General features: G+C 61.2%; 17 protein-coding genes. 11 read left to right on the top strand and 6 right to left on the bottom strand.

The window, feature by feature from the left end:
• Positions 1 to 299 precede the first annotated feature (299 nt).
• Positions 300 to 2,096 (top strand): EAL domain-containing protein, encoded by a 1,797-nt coding sequence (locus O6760_RS18865; protein WP_269581256.1) that lies wholly within the window; start codon positions 300 to 302, stop codon positions 2,094 to 2,096.
• 727 nt (positions 2,097 to 2,823) lie between these two features.
• Here O6760_RS18865 and murI read toward each other — a convergent pair.
• Both murI and O6760_RS18855 read right to left on the bottom strand, forming a co-directional pair.
• On the bottom strand, positions 2,824 to 3,618 hold the full coding sequence (murI, locus tag O6760_RS18860; RefSeq protein WP_269586306.1) for a glutamate racemase: 795 nt from the start codon (positions 3,616 to 3,618) through the stop codon (positions 2,824 to 2,826).
• Between the two features lie 222 nt (positions 3,619 to 3,840).
• Positions 3,841 to 4,650 (bottom strand): RNA methyltransferase, encoded by an 810-nt coding sequence (locus O6760_RS18855; RefSeq protein ID WP_269581255.1) that lies wholly within the window; start codon positions 4,648 to 4,650, stop codon positions 3,841 to 3,843.
• A 158-nt stretch (positions 4,651 to 4,808) separates the two neighbouring features.
• On the opposite strand from O6760_RS18855, the gene O6760_RS18850 reads away from it, so the two are divergent.
• Positions 4,809 to 5,237 carry a DUF2267 domain-containing protein gene (locus O6760_RS18850; protein ID WP_269581254.1) on the top strand — a complete coding sequence of 143 codons (429 nt, stop codon included), beginning with the start codon at positions 4,809 to 4,811 and terminating at the stop codon, positions 5,235 to 5,237.
• A gap of 56 nt (positions 5,238 to 5,293) precedes the next feature.
• Here O6760_RS18850 and O6760_RS18845 read toward each other — a convergent pair whose 3' ends face one another.
• Positions 5,294 to 5,908: an AraC family transcriptional regulator gene (locus O6760_RS18845; RefSeq protein WP_269581253.1), complete on the bottom strand. Its 615-nt coding sequence runs from the start codon at positions 5,906 to 5,908 to the stop codon at positions 5,294 to 5,296.
• A gap of 298 nt (positions 5,909 to 6,206) precedes the next feature.
• On the opposite strand from O6760_RS18845, the gene O6760_RS18840 reads away from it, so the two are divergent.
• The 4 genes from O6760_RS18840 (at position 6,207) to O6760_RS18825 (ending at position 10,117) form a co-directional block, all read left to right on the top strand.
• Positions 6,207 to 6,341, top strand: coding sequence for a helix-turn-helix domain-containing protein (locus O6760_RS18840; RefSeq protein WP_442969807.1), 135 nt, complete (start codon positions 6,207 to 6,209; stop codon positions 6,339 to 6,341).
• 330 nt (positions 6,342 to 6,671) lie between these two features.
• On the top strand, positions 6,672 to 7,121 hold the full coding sequence (locus tag O6760_RS18835; protein WP_269581252.1) for a hypothetical protein: 450 nt from the start codon (positions 6,672 to 6,674) through the stop codon (positions 7,119 to 7,121).
• Positions 7,122 to 7,190: 69 nt separating this feature from the next.
• On the top strand, positions 7,191 to 7,721 hold the full coding sequence (locus tag O6760_RS18830; protein ID WP_269581251.1) for a hypothetical protein: 531 nt from the start codon (positions 7,191 to 7,193) through the stop codon (positions 7,719 to 7,721).
• 179 nt (positions 7,722 to 7,900) lie between these two features.
• Positions 7,901 to 10,117, top strand: coding sequence for an NADP-dependent isocitrate dehydrogenase (locus tag O6760_RS18825; RefSeq protein WP_269581250.1), 2,217 nt, complete (start codon positions 7,901 to 7,903; stop codon positions 10,115 to 10,117).
• Positions 10,118 to 10,228: 111 nt separating this feature from the next.
• Here the strand turns inward: O6760_RS18825 and O6760_RS18820 are convergent, their stop codons facing one another.
• Together O6760_RS18820 and O6760_RS18815 are read right to left on the bottom strand one after the other, a co-directional pair.
• Positions 10,229 to 12,379 carry an endonuclease gene (locus tag O6760_RS18820; RefSeq protein WP_269581249.1) on the bottom strand — a complete coding sequence of 717 codons (2,151 nt, stop codon included), beginning with the start codon at positions 12,377 to 12,379 and terminating at the stop codon, positions 10,229 to 10,231.
• 23 nt (positions 12,380 to 12,402) lie between these two features.
• Entirely contained in the window at positions 12,403 to 12,669 is a 267-nt protein-coding gene (locus O6760_RS18815; RefSeq protein WP_269581248.1) for a hypothetical protein, read from the bottom strand.
• Positions 12,670 to 12,848: 179 nt separating this feature from the next.
• Here O6760_RS18815 and O6760_RS18810 point away from each other — a divergent pair, with 179 nt between their 5' ends.
• Positions 12,849 to 13,445 (top strand): TetR/AcrR family transcriptional regulator, encoded by a 597-nt coding sequence (locus O6760_RS18810; RefSeq protein WP_269581247.1) that lies wholly within the window; start codon positions 12,849 to 12,851, stop codon positions 13,443 to 13,445.
• Positions 13,442 to 13,894 carry a hypothetical protein gene (locus O6760_RS18805; protein WP_269581246.1) on the top strand — a complete coding sequence of 151 codons (453 nt, stop codon included), beginning with the start codon at positions 13,442 to 13,444 and terminating at the stop codon, positions 13,892 to 13,894. Before O6760_RS18810 ends, O6760_RS18805 begins: the two co-directional genes overlap by 4 nt.
• 59 nt (positions 13,895 to 13,953) lie before the next feature.
• On the opposite strand, the gene O6760_RS18800 is transcribed toward O6760_RS18805, so the two are convergent.
• The gene (locus tag O6760_RS18800) at positions 13,954 to 14,904 is read right to left on the bottom strand and encodes an AraC family transcriptional regulator (protein ID WP_269581245.1); all 951 of its coding nucleotides are present in this window, start codon (positions 14,902 to 14,904) and stop codon (positions 13,954 to 13,956) included.
• 179 nt (positions 14,905 to 15,083) lie between these two features.
• Here O6760_RS18800 and O6760_RS18795 point away from each other — a divergent pair, with 179 nt between their 5' ends.
• From O6760_RS18795 to O6760_RS18785, 3 genes are all read left to right on the top strand, one after another.
• Positions 15,084 to 15,455 (top strand): hypothetical protein, encoded by a 372-nt coding sequence (locus O6760_RS18795; protein WP_269581244.1) that lies wholly within the window; start codon positions 15,084 to 15,086, stop codon positions 15,453 to 15,455.
• A gap of 211 nt (positions 15,456 to 15,666) precedes the next feature.
• Positions 15,667 to 16,152 (top strand): YHS domain-containing (seleno)protein, encoded by a 486-nt coding sequence (locus O6760_RS18790; protein WP_269581243.1) that lies wholly within the window; start codon positions 15,667 to 15,669, stop codon positions 16,150 to 16,152.
• 196 nt (positions 16,153 to 16,348) lie between these two features.
• Positions 16,349 to 17,050 (top strand): HAD family hydrolase, encoded by a 702-nt coding sequence (locus O6760_RS18785; RefSeq protein ID WP_269581242.1) that lies wholly within the window; start codon positions 16,349 to 16,351, stop codon positions 17,048 to 17,050.
• The last annotated feature ends 9 nt before the right edge of the window (positions 17,051 to 17,059 follow it).

The raw sequence follows: 17,059 nt of genomic DNA, 5'->3' as shown, positions 1-17,059 counted from the left end.
GGCAGGGCCGGAGATTGTCAATGCCGGCACCGGATTGTTCGCCGGAAACCGCACAATTTTGCCGATTTTGTCGGACAACCCGGCGTTCTTAACGGATAAATCGGAATTTGACGTCATAATTGATGACGTAACGTACACAAAATGCGGAAAACAATGCATACATTTAGGAAATGTTAATTGCAGCTTTTCACTATGCAATCGCCGATACAACCTAGAGAAAAGTATCAGTACGGCAGCACCGTTGGGACCCATCACACATTTGGAAGTCAAGTCGCCGGACCCTGGCAATAGGATCGAGCATGTCAGCGAATAGTCAATCAGCCCTGCAGACCGACCCGGACAGCTCCGGTTTGCTCTGTCGTGCGCCGAAAGACGTCCTTGCAGCCCTCGACTATGCGCTCCAGCCGGTGGTCGACATCGGCACCGGTGTCGTCTACGGCTACGAGGCGCAGATCCGCAATTGCGACCTGGCCGGCGCCCCGACCGTGGATGACCTGATCGATGACGCCCATGCGGGCGGATACCTGCCGCAGCTGGAGGCACGCCTTGTCGCCAAGGCGCTGAAACGGTTCGCGAGCCTGAAGATCGCCCAGGGCACCAAACTCTATTTCAAGCTGGACGGCCGCGACCTCGGGCTGGAGGACGATCCGCGCATGCGTCTTGCGGACCTGGTGAGCGAAGCGGGCCTGCAGATCAATCAGGTATGCCTCGAATTCTCGGAACGGCACCAGCAGACCTTCACCGATGTCACGCACCATGCCGTCAACGACCTGCGCCAGATCGGCTTCCTGATCGCCCTTGACGATTTCGGTCGAGGCTCGTCGGAATTGCGGCTTCTGCACGACATGTCGCCCGACTACGTCAAGATCGACCGGTTCTTCCTGAACGGCATCGACACCGACGCCAGGCGCAAGCTGTTTGTGACCACCGTCGCCAACCTCGCCCACGTCCTGGGTGCGAGGGTCATTGCCGAGGGGGTCGAAACGGAACAGGAATTCAAGGCTTGCCGCGAGGCCGGCTGCGACCTGATCCAGGGTTATTTCGTCGCCAAACCCTTCCAGGAGGCCTCCGGGGCCAAGCTGTTCTACGATCACGTGCGCGCACCGGGTCTGGGCAGGAAACGCCGCGAGGAACAGGACAGGATCCGCAACGAACTGATCAAGCTGCCGACGATCAAGTTCGACGCCTCCATGAACCAGCTGCTCGACATGGTGGTCCACAACCAGGACGCCAGCGTTGTCCCGGTTCTGGACGACAATAACGAACCGCGCGGCCTGATCCACGAGCGCGACCTGAAAGCCTATCTCTATGCCGGCGGACCGGATGACGAGGACGCCAAGGCGGCGCTCGACTTCCCGCTGCGCTCCTTCGTGCGCGCCTGCCCGATCGCCGACATCGATTCGAACGCCGACATGCTGCTGGTGACCTTTGCCTCCTCGATCAATTCGGACGGCATCATCATCACGGAGAATTTCCGCTATGCGGGGTTCCTCTCGGCAACGTCGCTGCTGAAGATCATCCACGAGAAGCGCCTGCAGGAAGCCCAGGACCAGAATCCTCTGACACGGCTGCCCGGCAACGGCGCCATCGCGCGTTTCATCGCCGAATCGGCACGCAAAGGTGCCCATGACCGGCACCTGTGTTACCTCGATTTCGACAATTTCAAGCCGTTCAACGATACCTATGGCTACCGCCAGGGCGACCGGGCGATCATCCTGTTCGGCGAATTGCTGCAGCGTCACATTTCGGGATCAGGCACGTTTCACGGCCATATCGGCGGAGACGACTTCTTCGTCGGCTTCCAGAACACCGACCAGACCGATGTCGCCGCGCGCATGCTTGCCTTGAAACGTGCCTTCCGGCTCGATGTGGAGAGCTTCTACGAACCCGATCACCGGGAGCGCGGCTACATCGAGGCCCAGGACCGGTTCGGCACCACGCGGCAGTTCCCGCTGCTGCAATGTTCGATTTCGATTCTCAGCCTGCCCAAGGGAACGACGCTGCATCCCGACGCGCTGAACCACGAGATCATGGAACTGAAACGCGCCGCCAAACGCTCCGACGACGGCCTCGCGGTGAAGTGCCTGGCGGCCTGAGCACTTTCGAGCATTTCCAACGCCTTCAGGGATGCTCCTGCCCCCAACGATACCGGTCGTTAATTTGTCACTACAGCCTGGAACAGCCTAACATTCAGCGTCATCCTGAGGAGGACCGTCAGGTCCGTCTCGAAGGACGGGTCACTTGGTCCTGAACTCGCAGCAGACCCTTCGAAACGGGCCTTTGCCCCCTCCTCAGTGTCTGGCCCGAAAGTGATGGCCGGGGCGACTGTTTCACTCACATTTGTCATTCCCGCGAAAGCGGGAAATCAGGACTCCGTGAGGTTGGATCCGAATTTATAGCGGATTCATGAGGTTACTGGGTCCCCGCTTTCGCGGGGATGAGAACCGGGAAGCGACGGGTTCGTGCCAGGAACGATGAAAACTGCGTCCTAGGGTCAGGACTCATTAATTTGAACGAAATGGCGTAACAAACGGCGACGAGCTGCAAGGAAAAGCGCGAAAAGCGGGCTTCCTGCCCGGTTGAGCGGTTTGACGCAGCAGATCAATGCCGTTTTTGCGTCCCTCCGGGATAGGGTGAATTTGCCCGGCAACGTCGTTGCAAATCATTGGAAACCGGACGGTTTCCTTCAGCTTTGCGCCTCGTATCCGAACAAATTCATCCCTACCATTTCACTCAATTTAATGGGTCCTGACCCTAGATCACTTTCGAGCCAGTCTCTCAATATGACGCCGTGGGTGGGCGTTTCCGAAGAATTCCCAACCTTCAATCCAGCACCAGTCCGAACCCGGCCAGCAGCCGCACCAGTGCCGGATCTTGCGGGTTGGACGTGAACTCGGCCCGGTCCGGCGGGTGGTCCGACGGAACAGTGACAGCCTTGTCGCCAAGGACCCGCACCAATTGCCGGGCGATCGCCTCCGCCGGGTCGAGCCAGTCGACCGGCCAGGGCGCGATCTTGCGGAACCGGTTGGCCAGGAATGGATAATGGGTGCAGGCCAGGACGACAATGTCGGTCCGCCGGCCCTCCCGCTCCAGGAAGCAGTCGGAGATTTCAGCCAGCAGATCCGCGTCCGCGACGGCTTCGCCGCGCAGGTGACGCTCGGCGAGGTCCGCCAGTTTGTCGGAGCCGACAAGGCGCACGTGGCACTGGCCGGCGAAACTGTCGATCAGGCTCTTGGTATAGGCCCGCCGCACCGTGCCCGGCGTCGCCAGCACGGAGATCAGCCCGGAAGAAGTCCGTTCCGCCGCCGGCTTGATCGCCGGCACCGTGCCGACAAAGGACACCTGCGGATGGGCCTTGCGCAGGGCATCGCCCGCCAGGGTGAAGGCCGTGTTGCAGGCAATGACAACAGCCTTCGGCCTGTGCTCCCTGATCAGCTCTTCAAAAAGAACGAGGATCCGGTCGGTCAGCTCGGCTTCCGGCCAGCGGCCGATCGGAAAGGCGGCATCGTCGGCAACATAAAGGAAATGTTCGTAAGGCAGCAGGTAGCGCGCCTCGCGCAGGACCGTCAGCCCGCCGAGACCGGAATCGAAGAAAAGAACCGGTCCGCTATCCGCCATGCCTGCCATTCGCTTCTCCCACCAGGACTGACCAGGTCCAGCAACAATTTCAAGTCCGGCCACGGACAGTCCCGTCTCCGATCGGGAGAGGGTTAGGGTGAGGGATCAAACACTTCCGTATCCTTGAGAGGTTTGTCCCCTCACCCGGACCTGCGGTCCGACCTCTCCCCCAAGGGAGAGGTGACTTGAAACAGGCCTGAAATCCCCGGGCAATCCCGAAGATCAGTCTTCGCCGCCCTCGCCCTTGTCCTTGCGCGGACGGGTTTCGCGTTTTTCCAGCGACGCGACGACGCCGCGCAGGGCGCGCACTTCCTGGTCGGTCAGTTCCGCCTTCTGGAAGATGTTGCGCAGGGTGCGCACCATGTGAGGGCGCCGCTCCGGCGGGCGGAAGAAGGTCGCCTTGTCGAGCGCGCCTTCCAGATGCTCGAAGAAACGCAGCATGTCGTCCTTCTTGGCCGGCGGATGCGTTTCTTCCGACAGGATGAAGGGCAGCGCCCCTGACGTTGCCGTCTTGCGCCATTCATAGGCGCAGACCAGAACCGCCTGGGCGATGTTGAGCGATGCGAAGTCCGGATCCACCGGCAGGGTGACGATCTCGTCGGCCAGCGCCACTTCCTCGTTGTTGAGGCCCCAGCGCTCGCGGCCGAACAGGTACCCTGTTGCCGCGCCCTTTTCGCCGAGTTCGACGGACTTCTTCGCTGCCTCGTCCGGCCCGCGGACCGGCTTGGGCACCTCGCGCGAGCGCGCCGTGGTGGCGAACACGAATTGCAGGTCGGCGATCGCGGCCTCGACGCTGTCGAAGACCTGCACCTTGTCGATGACATGGTCGGCGCGGCTGGCGGCTGCGCGCGCCTTCTCGCTCGGCCAGCCGTCGCGCGGATTGACGATCCTGAGATCAACCAGACCGAAATTCGCCATCGCCCGCGCCGCAGTGCCGATGTTCTCGCCCAGCTGCGGCTCGCACAGGATCACCGCCGGCGGCCGGGCACTCACCGCCCGGGCTTCATCTCTGATATGTGCGTTCTTGCTCATGAGCCGGGGATGTAGCCGGTCTTTGCAGAAATGGGAAGCTGGTTCGACGGGAAATCCTGCGTGCGGACAGTGTATGACGCACCTTTCCAGGACCCGGGTGACAAGGTCGGCAAACCACCCCACACTGCACGCGTTTCTCGATCCTTCAGGGGTCCGCCATGCCGATGCCACAGACCTATTTTCATGCCTCGAAGGATTTTGACGCCTTCATTCAGGACGTGCGCGACACCTGCATGCTGCAGACCCGCCACCAGGCCTATCACACCCTGCGCGCCGTCCTGCACACCTTCCGCGCGCACCTGACCACCCGGCAGGCGCTGGAGTTCGCCAATATCCTGCCGGCGGTGACCCGCGCGATCTTCGTCGAGGACTGGACGGTGTCGGACAGCCCGCCGCCCTTTCCGGACCGGGCGGCACTGGTCAGGGAAGTGAAATCCATCCGCCGCGACCACAACATGGCCCCGGACAGCGCCATCGCGGATGTCGCGGCGGCACTGAGGCGGTCGTCGATCGATGAACGGGAACTGGACCGGGTGCTGGCCGGGTTGCCGGAGGGAGCAGTGGATTTTTGGGAGACCCTGACATGAGGCTGAACGGATATCGCGGGCAAGCCATCAGGTCACAGATCCGATGCGTTGACTGATCAGGTCTTGGGGTGAAAATGACTCTGAGGCAGCAGATCAGCCTGCACGAACCCACCTTCACCCGCGATGACTTTGCCTTTTGGAACCGTCAGGTTGCGCGCAAGGCCACGACCTTTCAGCAGGCCGCCTCTTAAATCCGGATCCGGCTCCTCATAGGATCCGCCCCCCTCCAGAGTGCAGCTGTCGACGGTGATGCCGCCGAGCAGCTGGCAGCCGTCGCCAAGGGTTGTTTCGCCAAAGACACCGGGATTGTTCAGATACCGCCCGGAATTTCCGATCCGGATCCGCGCTCCGGCGCGATTTGCCTTCGCGGTAAACCCGCCTTCGCCGAAGCAATTGCCGCTTCCGACCAGGATATCGCCAAGTGACGCCTCGAACAGACAGCCCGCATGGAGCGTGTTGTTGTCTGCAAACGTCAAATTGGCGGAACCGGACGTCTTGAGGGTCACGCCCGGATAAAGAATGTTGCCCTTGCCGAACGCCACTCCGGCCGACACAAGCGTCGAAAACGGGTCCAGCACATGGTTGCCGTCCAGCACCTCCATCATGGCTTCGACTGTCAGGAAGCCGCATGCCAGTCGCGCGGCGTCAATTTTTTGAAGGAGACTGTTCATGCTATGGGTGTGTCCAGGGTGAGAAAGCTGACCGAGCCGGTATCGTTCATATTCGTCAATCCGCTGGCAATGAAAACCTTTCTTGAATGAAATTTCCACCGAGAGCTAGGTGTGGACTCCAAAGAGGTTGTTCACTCTCATTGAAGATCTGAGACTGGTTGGTGACCAAACCTAATCAGCTTCAGGATCGATGGAATGAACAACCCACATCAGAATGCCCGGACGTGTTTTTTACAGTCGAGAACAAATCGTTTAGCGCTATCAGAACGGCGAGAAGGCGCCTTCGATTGCAGCTGCGTTGGGGATTTCCGTACGCACGGTCTACAAATGGCTGAAGCGGTTTCGCGAGCACGGTCCTTCCGGGCTGATCGCCCGCTCCAGCGCACCCAGGACCTGCTCCAATGCATATATATGGCTGGTTGGCGGAACCTGATCGTCCGACTGCGCCAATTGCGGCTGACGGCAGATGAGATCGGTGAAGTGCCATCGAGGACATCGCGCCGGCGCTGAGGCGGTCGTCGATCGACGAACGGGAACTGGACCGGGTGCTAAAGTGGCTGCCGGAGGGAGCGGTGGATTTCTGGAAGGTGAGTGGCTAAAAGATACTTTCATATCCTGTTCAACCAAATTTAGGTCCAAGTTGTTTTTCACATCACCGCCAGACGTCGTAGAAACATCCAGGACGACCGAAATACACTACTCCACAGGCAAGACACTTTATTATTTGGTGTTTGGGGCTCTTGCGACATGCTTCGCTGTTTTCTTGATAGTCGATTCATGGAAGGAGCACGGTGCCCATGTCGATCTTCTTTTCCCGGTGTTTTTTCTCTGCGTTTTCGGCAGCATGTTCATATTCCATCTGTTCAGGTTCACACGTCTGAACCGCCCACCTGTTGAAATCGGGCCGGATGGCATTTTCGACAAACGCTGTATGACAAAACCGGTGCCGTGGCAGCAAATGCGCCGGATCGTGAAACGAACGCGCTCGGTCAACAGAGGTCAATTGCATTACATCGTATTGTTTGTCGAAGAGGAAACTCTGCCCAAGCTGCGCGGCTCCCATCGGTGGTTTCGCCGCTACAGAAAGTTCCGGGGTCTCGGAGACGTCGCAATACTCGCGTCTAATCTGACCGGCTCCCATCGTAAGCTGATGCAGGTCACAAAAGCCTATGCGCGGGCATATGGCGCACCTGCAGCCGAAGAGTGGAGTTAGCCTCTGCAATGAGGCGCTGTGGCCAGGCCACCAACAGCAAATCGACGACCAGATTTGGTGCAAGATACTATGGATTTTGAGACAACACTTCAGATCAGACCGAAGCTTGGCCGCGCGTATTTCGGCGCTGCATTTTTCGCGTTCTGGCTCATCATGACACTGGTCGTGATGTATCCGTTGGTGACCCAAGAGAATCTCGGCTTGTTATTTCTGGTGTATGCAATCTTTGCCGTGACGGCTGGATGGGAACTCAGAAAGTGCATCAACAAGATCCTGTCGCCAGAAAAATATTCCCTCCGGATTGGTCCGGGAGGGCTTTTCCATTTCAGGTCTTCAAAGGAACCTCTTCCCTGGAACGAGGTGGGGGATATTTCCTCGTACAAGCTTTGGGGCAAAACAATGATCCGCATCCAGCGAACAAAAGCAGACACGCTCTCCGATCAAAATCAGAACAACCCGAAGGCCGAAAAATCAGCTCGCCTGGGACAGCCGAATGACTATCTTCTTGATCCGTCACTCCTCAAGTCCACGCCCGAAGATTTAATGCAAACCATCAGGACCCATGCGAAGGCCTGGAGAAACCAGATAGCTTCAATCTGACAGGCGTAATTGCCTTTTCCAGCCCGTTTGCTAGAACTCCCCCGAACACTCCGGCCTTCGCCTTCCGGAGGGCTTTCAATTGATTGCGTACAATTGTATACGCATGTCGGAATTTGTCCGGACCGGCGGAAATGCAGGGTCCGATCGACCACAGTTCAACCTCAGGAAATGGGACAGTCATGGCCGATATCATCTACACCAAGGTCGACGAGGCGCCGGAGCTGGCAAGCGCGTCGTTCCTGCCGATCATCCGCTCCTTCTCCAAGGCGGCGGGCCTTACCATCGGCACCAAGGACATCTCCCTGGCCGGACGTATCCTGGCGAATTTCCCGGAATACCTGACCGACGCCCAGAAGCAGTCCGACGACCTTGCCGTGCTCGGCGAGATGGTCAAGCAGCCCGACGCCAATGTGATCAAGCTGCCGAACATTTCCGCCTCGCAGCCGCAGCTGAACGCCGCCATCAAGGAACTGCAGGCCCAGGGCTATCAATTGCCCGACTATCCGTCCGATCCCGCCACCGACGAGGAAAAGACCGTCAAGGCGAAATACGACGCCATCAAGGGCTCGGCCGTGAACCCGGTGCTGCGCGAGGGCAATTCCGACCGCCGCGCGCCCAAGGCCGTCAAGGAATATGCCAGGAAGAACCCGCACCGCATGGGTGAATGGCTGCCCTCCTCCAAGACCCATGTCGCCACCATGGGCGAGAGCGACTTCTTCGCCAACGAAAAATCCGTGACCGTTGCCGCCGCTTCCGCCGGCACCGCGAAGATCGAGTTCGTCGGCAAGGACGGTGCGACCACCGTGCTGAAAGGCGACTGGCAGCTGGAAGACGGTGACGTCATCGACGGCACCTACATGAGCGTGCGCGCATTGGCGGATTTCCTGGAACAGGAAATCCAGGACGCCAAGAACCAGGGCGTCCTGTTCTCCCTGCACATGAAGGCCACCATGATGAAGGTCTCCGACCCGATCATCTTCGGTCATTGCGTCAAGGCGTTCCTGAAGGATGTCTTCGCCAAGCACGGCGCGACCTTCAAGGAGCTCGGCGTCAACCCGGATCTCGGCATCGGCGACCTGGAAGCCAAGGTCGCGACGCTGCCGGCCGACAAGGCCGCCGAAATCCAGGCCGACATCAAGGCCGCGCTCGACAACGGCCCGGCCATGTACATGGTGAACTCCGACAAGGGCATCACCAACCTGCATGTCTCCTCCGACGTCATCATCGACGCCTCCATGCCCGCCCTGATCCGCGCGGGCGGCAAGGGCTGGGGCCCGGACGGCAAGGAAGCCGACACCAAATGCGTGATCCCGGACAGCTCCTATGCCGGCGTCTATTCCGCGGTGATCGACCATTGCCGCGAGAACGGCGCACTTGACCCCGCCAAGATGGGCACAGTGCCGAATGTCGGCCTGATGGCCCAGAAGGCCGAGGAATACGGTTCCCACCCGCAGACCTTCAAGGCGCCTGCCGACGGCACCATCCGCGTCGTCGATGCCGCCGGCACCACCTTGATCGAGCACGAGGTCGAGGAGGGCGACATCTGGCGCGCCTGCCGCACCAAGGACGCGCCGATCCGCGACTGGGTCAAGCTCGGCGTCACCCGCTGCCGCCTGTCCGGCATGCCCGGCGTTTTCTGGCTGGACGAGACCCGCGCCCATGACGCGGAGCTGATCAGGAAGGTCAATGCCTACCTGCCGGACCACGACACGTCGGGCCTCGATCTGAAGATCATGGCACCGACCGAGGCCGCCCGGTACACCACCGAGCGTATCGCCCGCGGCGAGGACACCATCTCGATCACCGGCAACGTGCTGCGCGACTACCTGACCGATCTCTACCCGATCCTGGAAGTCGGCACCTCGGCCAAGATGCTGTCCATCGTGCCGCTGATGAATGGCGGCGGCCTGTTCGAGACCGGCGCCGGCGGCTCCGCCCCGAAGCACGTGCAGCAGCTGCAGGAGGAAAACTACCTGCGCTGGGATTCGCTCGGTGAATTCTGCGCCCTGGGTGCGTCGCTGGAGCACCTGGCCAACGTCAAGGGCAACGCCAAGGCGCAGGTGCTGGCCGACGCCCTCGACATCGCCATCGGCAAGCTGCTCGACAACGACAAGTCCCCGGCGCGTAAAGTCGGCGGCCTCGACAACCGCGGCAGCCATTTCTACATCGCGCTCTACTGGGCCGAGGCTCTCGCCGCCCAGGACCGGGACGCGGACCTGAAGGCGCATTTCACGCCGGTCGCCGAGGCACTCGCGGCAAACGAAGCGGCCATCGTCTCCGAACTGAACGGCGTTCAGGGCAGCCCGGCCGACACCGGCGGCTACTACCACGCCCCGCAGGACAAGGTCGACGCCGTCATGCGCCCGAGCGCCACGCTCAACGGCATCATCGGCTGATCGGTCGACCTATTCTGAAGACACAAAGGGCGGCTTTCGGGCCGCCCTTTTCTGTTGGTCCGTCTCCCGCGACCTCCGTCCCGGCCGGAAGGTGCGCAAGCCGGGGTGCCGTTATCCAAATCCGTCCTCAAAGGCGATCTTCCGCAGCCAGTCGGGGCGGTCGATCAGCGGATTGCGGTTGCCTTGCACCTTGGCGATCTCCGCATTTCGGTGCTTTTCGTAGCGCGACGGCGGTTCCGCCTCAGCCCAATCCAGCAGAAAGCCGACATTCGACTTCACCAGTTCTCTTTTCGAACCGGTTTTGATGTCGCCGACGATGCCCGGATAACGAAGCAGGAAATAGAGCGTGGCCCGTGCCACGGCCCCCTTGCCGGCTGTCGGTTCGAAGCGGCGACCGTCGCGCAAGCCACATTGCGGTCTTGCCGCCTCCTTGGTCGGATCCAGCAGCGCTTCGACCGGCGTCACTTCAGCCGCCCGAATGGCCGCCTCCTCTTCCGGTGTGAAGTCCGCGTACGGAATGTTGGACCTGAAGGAATTGCAGCCGCCCTCGCAGGTGAAAAGGTGATGAAGATCAGACTTTTGCGCCTTGGTTTCCGCCGCGCCGGCGAACCAGGATTGAGGCACCACATGTTCGCAGTTGAACGGCCCGCTCGCCTCGAGCGCATCCTCTTCGCGCGCGATCAATTCCTCCAGACTGCTGGAGCTGATGCTTTCGAGGATCGTTGCCCGCTCGACCGCCGCCTGGAACTCTCTGATTTCCGCGACGAACAGTTCTTCCGCCATGGTGTCGCCGGAATAAACCGATTTCAGCGACTGGTCCTCATGCCGGTCAATCCAGGGATAGAGCTGTTTGTGGCGCGCCTCCGAATAGCCGAACACCCTTGCATGCGTTCGTTGCAACAGGTCCCTCAGCGCGGCGTAGCGCTTGGATTTGGTAAGCCCATCATCCAGCCCTGCATAATAGGCGGCAGCCGCCGCCTGGTCTTTGGAGGCGTCGTAATAGTCGCCCCGCGGCTCGAACACGCTTTCCACTGCGGTGGATGCGCCCGAACCGGCATCCGCCGCATCGTCCGGCCGCTCGACCACCATCGCCGGCTGTGCCGGCACGGCCGCTGGAGCTTGTGAGGGAGCATGGCCCGGGACCGGACCAAAGCTGAGCTGGAAGGTCCACCGGGCGACGCCGTCCGCATCAACATTCGCATTGCCGGGAACCGGTGGAGCACCGCCTGCCGCGCCGCTCTCACGGGCACCCAGTTCGACATCGCGCCTGAACAGGTCCATCACGGGCGCAGGTTCGAAGGCCTCTTCGAAAAAGTCCCGGCGCGGACCGGGAAGCGCCAGACCATTGAGGTAGGAAACGATCCGGCTGATCCGCACGCCTTCATTGGCAATCCAGTTCACCGTGTCTGGATCGTCCAAGCCGCGCCTGTAGATTTTGCCGTCCTTGCGCAGCCAGTTGCCCATCCCATCCTTGTCCGGAACACCGGCGTGGTGAAGCGCGGCAAGCTGCCACTGGTCGTTGAGGGCCGGCGATCCGGACGAGCCTTGCATTGTGTCGGTTGCATAGATCAGAAAGTCGCCGTCCGTGCGTTCAACGGTGTTGCCGCGAAAGGCAATTTGCTGGCGCTCGCCCCGCGGGTGCTGAATGATGTTGATCGGTTCGCCGACCACCGCCTTGCCGCTGTCGGCGATCAGATGGATCCAGCCCCGGTCCTTGACCTGATCACCTTCCTGATTGACCGGCTGCACGGCGGTGATAGTGAAATCCAGCGGTTCGCTGGTGACGAAAAACAGGCCCGGGTCGAGCCGGAAACGAACCGGCGGCATCGGCTTGCCGTCGAGACCAAGCGCATAGTCGAACTCGATCAGGCTCGAGGCCGCGGTGGTTTCGGAGCCAAGAACATGGTTGTTGGTCATCATCAGCCGGGGCGAGATCATGAACCCGGTTCCATAGCCGCGCGTTGCACCGAGACTGTCCTTGATGACGATCCTGCCGACGGCACGGGCGGCGACCAGCCCCCGGCTGAAAAAGGCCACGGCCAGCAGTTCGCTTTGGCCGATGACGCGTTCCAGCGCAAACGTTTCGGCTTGTCGCCCTTCCCCTGATTTTTGGACAAGTTCGGCCGCCAGATCCGGCCGGCCGAGCTGGACCAGCCTGTTGACGTATCTGAGCAGCTCGTCGCCCTTGTCGCACGCTGAATCATGCGCAAAATAACGTGCCGAAGCTGCCTCCACGATGTCCGGGTTCAAAATATCTGCCATTGTCTGACCTCCCCGTTAAATGGTCATCTTGAAATTTGCTGTTTGATTTCAGCCGATAAGGCACCAAGGTCCGTAGCGGCGCGGCCGCCGCCGTCCGCGTCCTGCCCGCGGCCGGTCATCTGATCTTTGGACTGCTGGACATTGCGGAATGCGCCGATCCCGATTTTTAACGATCGGTGAGCGTCCTGGCTGGTCTGGAGAATGTCCGGAACCCCGCCATGGGGGACGATTGGGCAAACCAGGGTGAAGCCGTTGAAACGATCCACCCGAACAAGAGCAGCGCCTATCATTTGCGTCTCAATTCAACCGAACAAATTATCAAAAGTTGCAAAACAATCCAGGAAGGATACCAGATTGCACCCTTTTAAGAAAGCAGGGTTTCCCTGAAGACCGATGGGCTTCGTTGGCGTCCGGTCCCGTCGATCGACGGCATCTTGTAGCAGAACAAACATTCTGTTAAAAAATCAGAATGCCCCGTCCCAGAACCCACACGCCTGACACCCTTGCCCGAAAAGCCCTGCCGCTATTCTGGCAGGCCGGCTACCACGCCACCTCGATGGACGACCTGGTCAAGGCGACCGGGGTCAGCCGGCATGGGATCTATTCGGATTTCGGCGGCAAACACGCGCTGTTCCTGGCCTGTTTCGAGCGTTATCAGTCAGAAGTGGTCAGCCCGGCATTCACGCGGGTCGAACAGCCCGGCGCCCGCTTGAAAGAAGTTGCCGCCTATTTCGAGCAACAGATCGCACGCGCCGAAACAACCGGCCTGCCGGGTCCCGGTTGCCTTGTCGCCAATTCGGCCACCGAGGTCGCGCCTCACGACAGCGCGGTTCTGGACAAGGTCGAACAACACAACAACCGGCTGCGGTCCGGATTCCTCAATGCGCTTGAAAACAGCCGTGCCGGGACCTCGACTCTCGGTCCCGGCGACATCGCCCATCTCGCCGAGACCTTGCTGGTGTTTGCCACCGGGCTCTGGTCCCTCTCCCGCGTGACGTCCTCGGCGGACACGCTCCGCGCGGCCGTTGAAACCTTCCTCGCCACCCTGGAAAGACAGCTCAAATGACGCTCGACCACACCTGCGCAATGCCTGGTCTGTCCCTTCAGGCCCTGGGCCCCGCGCTCGGCTACAATTTCCTCTGGATCAATGCCTCGGAAGTGTTTCGGTACTTCGCCTTCGTCATGCCGATGATGCGCGAAGCCCTGCCCACCCTGCCCGATGTCGCGCCGATGACACTGCCGGTGTTTCTGATCTGGGGGCTCTGGGACACAGTGCTGATCCTGGCAGCGACCTTCCTCTCCTGGCTGATGCTGGAGCGGTTCGGCAATACGATTGGAGTGGCAATCGCCGCCGGAACCCTGATCTGGGCGACTGTCTTCGTGATCCTGTGGCTCGGGCTCTACAACATGAACCTGGCAACCGTGCCGGTGGTTCTGACCGCCCTACCACTCGCCTGGATCGAGATGGTGATTGCCGCCCTGATCGTGCGCTGGACGCACCTGAGGACCTCCTGACACAGGCACTGGTGCGGCGGGTTTGGAAGAACCCTTCCCTTCTGCCGCCGCGCTGCGCTCTACCCGGCCGGGGCGTAGCCGCCGCCGCGCCGCATCTGGCCCGGCGTCAGGTTGAACTGCCGCTTGAAGGCCCGGTTGAACGCGGCTTCCGAGCTGTAGCCGATGGTCTCGGCGATATCGATCAGCGGCAGATCTGTCTCGCGAAGATCGCGCCGCGCCTTCTCCATGCGCCAGTGGGTGACATAGGCCAGCGGCGTCATGCCGACGAGGTCGGTAAACCTCTCCGCGAAGACCGTACGTGACATGCCCGCCTCCCTGGCAAGCGCCTCCACGGTCCAGGGCTTTTCCGGGGCAAGATGGATCCGGGACATGCTGCGCCCGAGCTTCGGGTTGAGCACGGCCGCGAGGCAGCCTGCCCTGTCACCCTCCTGGTCGACAAAGGTCCGCACGACCTGGATGAAGATGATTTCGGTCAGCCGGTGGACGATCGCGTCGGACCCCGGCAGGGTCGCACGCACTTCGCTTGCCACGAAACGCATGACCGCTTCGAGCCAGTGGGCGTTCAGCGTCTGGGTGTTCGGCACATGGATAACATCCGGCAATGCCTCGAGGATCGGATGCACCGAGCCTTCCTCGAACTCGAAATGGCCACAGAACAGCTTGCAGCTCTGGTCCTGCTCCGGGCCGCCGAAATAGAGCGCCCCCTCGCCGCTATAGCCGCTCAATTCCAGCACGCGGTCGACCGAGGTCGCCTCCCGCCCGAGTTCGTCGCACAGGACATGCGCGGCGCCATGGGGAATGACCGCCAGATCGCCCGTCGAAAGAAAGACGGGTTTCTCGCGCCCTTCAACCATCAGCCAGCAGGAGCCGCGCATGGCCATGTGGAACCGGGCGACACGGCCGAAGGCCGGCACCTCGACCGCCCAGGGCGGGGAAAAGCTGGTGTGAAAATAGATCGAGCCACGCAGTTTCAGGGCGTCCAGGATCTGGCTCAGGGCATCGTGTTTCATGCTTTTCCGTCATTCAGGCTCTGAAAGGCCGATTGTCCGTCATTTCGCATACATGACAAGCCTCCCGGACGATCGGTCAATTTTCGGGGACTTTCGTGCATGGATCAAACGAAGTAGCCGAAACATCTTTCTGCTCGAGAGGCAATTGCCTCGCATCCCTGCCTTCAAGGAGTAGAAACATGACCCTGCGCTTCGTTACCAAGACCATGCATTCCTACCTGGACTATCCCGTCGCCCTCGGGCTGATCGTTCTGCCGGTGCTGCTCGGCCTCGGCCAGACCAATCCGATTGCCCTGTGGCTGTCCGTATGCACCGGCTTCGCCGCGTTGGTGCTGACGGTCCTGACCGATCATGACACCGGCCTTGTCCGCGTGCTGCCCTATTCCTTTCACCTTGGCGTGGATTTCCTGGTCGGCCTCACCTTCCTGGCCGCCCCGTTCGTGCTCGGCCTGTCCGGACTGGATTTCGCCTATTACCTCGCCAACGCGCTGGCCGTCCTGACCGTTGTCTCCCTTCAAAAGCCGACGGTGCGGGAAGCACAGGCGGCTTGAACGCGACCGGGGCGCCTCGTGCGTCTCCCCCAGCAGCGGACCTTTGAAACACCGGCCTTGGCCGGTGTTTCTTTTTGCGCGCCGGTCCGGACGATCGGCAAATTCAGGCGGGCTATCGCACATGGAGGCAGCGCCGGATCGGACGCAGAGTGATCTCGGCCGTTGGACAAACCATCGGCTTTCATTCCAGAAACACTGAGGAGCAATCCATATGAACCTGACCCGCACCCTCGTTGCCGCCGCTCTCCTGGCAACCACCGCCATGAGCGCCCCCGCCTTCGCGGCCGACGAATACAACACGTCCAGCGGCCTGACCGCAGCCGGGGCACCGCTCGGCCTGCACGGCATCGATCCGGTTGCTTTCGTGGACCTTGGCAACCGCGTCGACGGCTCCGCCCGGCACACCGCCGTCCATGACGGGGTCGCCTATTATTTTGCCTCGCAGGAGGCCATGGAAGCGTTCAGCGCAGACCCGGCGGCCTACCTACCCCAAAATGGCGGTTTCTGCACCTTCGGCGTCTCCGTCGGCAAGAAGTTCGACGGCGATCCGCAATATGCGGCCGTGATCGACGACAAGCTGTACCTGTTCCTGAACGAGGACATTTTCCGGGAGTTCCAGAAGGACGAAGCGGGCACCATCGCCAAGGCGGCGGCCAACTGGGACAAGATCCGCACAACGGCTGCGGAAAAACTCTGACCGGTCCGTCCAGCGACACCGGCACCCGGAGCCCGGCGGCCCGGTCAGGATATTCCGGGCTGAGCATCCCCCGGGACAAGATGAAAGTGGGCGGCCCGCCAGGCCGCCCATCTGCACTCAGTGCACTTGACAGCACACTGTTCTCCGGTCAGGAAGGCGCTTTACCGGACCGCTCTCCAAGACCGCAGGGACATTCATGGCGCGTATAATCAAGGCTGTTCTCTTCGACAAGGACGGCACCCTGCTCGACTTCGACGCCACCTGGACACCAGCCTACCGTTCGATGGCCCTGTTTGCCGCCGCTGGCGATCAGGAAAAGGCGAACGCGTTCCTGGCCCGAACCGGCATGGACCTGGCCACCGGCACATCGGCTGCCGGCTCACTGCTTGCCGCCGGAAATTCCGCCGAGATCGCCGAAGCGTGGATCGTCCTTGGCGCCGCCTTTGATCCGGTGACCCTGACGGCGGAACTTGACCGGACATTTGTCGGCCGGATGCACGACGCCGCCACCCTGCCCGGCATCCCCAATGCCATCGAGAGCCTTCATTCAAGCGGCTTCACCCTGGGTGTTGCCAGCAGCGACAGCGAAGCCGCCATCCGGGCGTTCCTGGCCGGTGCCGGCCTCGCCGACCGCATGGCCTTCGTCACCGGCTATGATACCGGCTATGGTCCCAAGCCGGAACCGGGCATGGTCCGCGCCTTTTGCGAGGCAACCGGCTTGCCGCCTTCAGAAATTTGCGTCATCGGCGACAACACCCATGATCTGGAAATGGCGCGGGCCGCCGGTGCCGGGCTCCGTGTTGGTGTCCTGACCGGCACCAGCGGACGGGCCGACCTGGAACCGCTTGCCGATGTCGTCCTGGACAGCGCTGCAGACCTGCCGGATTACCTCTCCTAGCACGGCCAC

The sequence above is a fragment of the Roseibium sp. Sym1 genome (assembly GCF_027359675.1).
Classification (GTDB): domain Bacteria; phylum Pseudomonadota; class Alphaproteobacteria; order Rhizobiales; family Stappiaceae; genus Roseibium.
Note: the sequence above shows the minus strand (reverse complement) of the source record. Positions and strands in the feature narration are given on the sequence as shown.

Bases quoted from the DNA above. Each gene is read 5' to 3' on its own strand.
- O6760_RS18795 (WP_269581244.1), top strand. From the start codon at position 15,084: ATGACCCTGCGCTTCGTTACCAAGACCATGCATTCCTACCTGGACTAT.
- O6760_RS18855 (WP_269581255.1), bottom strand. From the start codon at position 4,650: ATGAGCAAGAACGCACATATCAGAGATGAAGCCCGGGCGGTGAGTGCC.
- O6760_RS18785 (WP_269581242.1), top strand. From the start codon at position 16,349: ATGGCGCGTATAATCAAGGCTGTTCTCTTCGACAAGGACGGCACCCTG.
- murI (WP_269586306.1), bottom strand. From the start codon at position 3,618: ATGGCGGATAGCGGACCGGTTCTTTTCTTCGATTCCGGTCTCGGCGGG.
- O6760_RS18820 (WP_269581249.1), bottom strand. From the start codon at position 12,379: ATGGCAGATATTTTGAACCCGGACATCGTGGAGGCAGCTTCGGCACGT.
- O6760_RS18850 (WP_269581254.1), top strand. From the start codon at position 4,809: ATGCCGATGCCACAGACCTATTTTCATGCCTCGAAGGATTTTGACGCC.
- O6760_RS18810 (WP_269581247.1), top strand. From the start codon at position 12,849: ATGCCCCGTCCCAGAACCCACACGCCTGACACCCTTGCCCGAAAAGCC.
- O6760_RS18815 (WP_269581248.1), bottom strand. From the start codon at position 12,669: ATGATAGGCGCTGCTCTTGTTCGGGTGGATCGTTTCAACGGCTTCACC.
- O6760_RS18845 (WP_269581253.1), bottom strand. From the start codon at position 5,908: ATGAACAGTCTCCTTCAAAAAATTGACGCCGCGCGACTGGCATGCGGC.
- O6760_RS18865 (WP_269581256.1), top strand. From the start codon at position 300: ATGTCAGCGAATAGTCAATCAGCCCTGCAGACCGACCCGGACAGCTCC.
- O6760_RS18830 (WP_269581251.1), top strand. From the start codon at position 7,191: ATGGATTTTGAGACAACACTTCAGATCAGACCGAAGCTTGGCCGCGCG.
- O6760_RS18800 (WP_269581245.1), bottom strand. From the start codon at position 14,904: ATGAAACACGATGCCCTGAGCCAGATCCTGGACGCCCTGAAACTGCGT.
- O6760_RS18805 (WP_269581246.1), top strand. From the start codon at position 13,442: ATGACGCTCGACCACACCTGCGCAATGCCTGGTCTGTCCCTTCAGGCC.
- O6760_RS18825 (WP_269581250.1), top strand. From the start codon at position 7,901: ATGGCCGATATCATCTACACCAAGGTCGACGAGGCGCCGGAGCTGGCA.
- O6760_RS18790 (WP_269581243.1), top strand. From the start codon at position 15,667: ATGAACCTGACCCGCACCCTCGTTGCCGCCGCTCTCCTGGCAACCACC.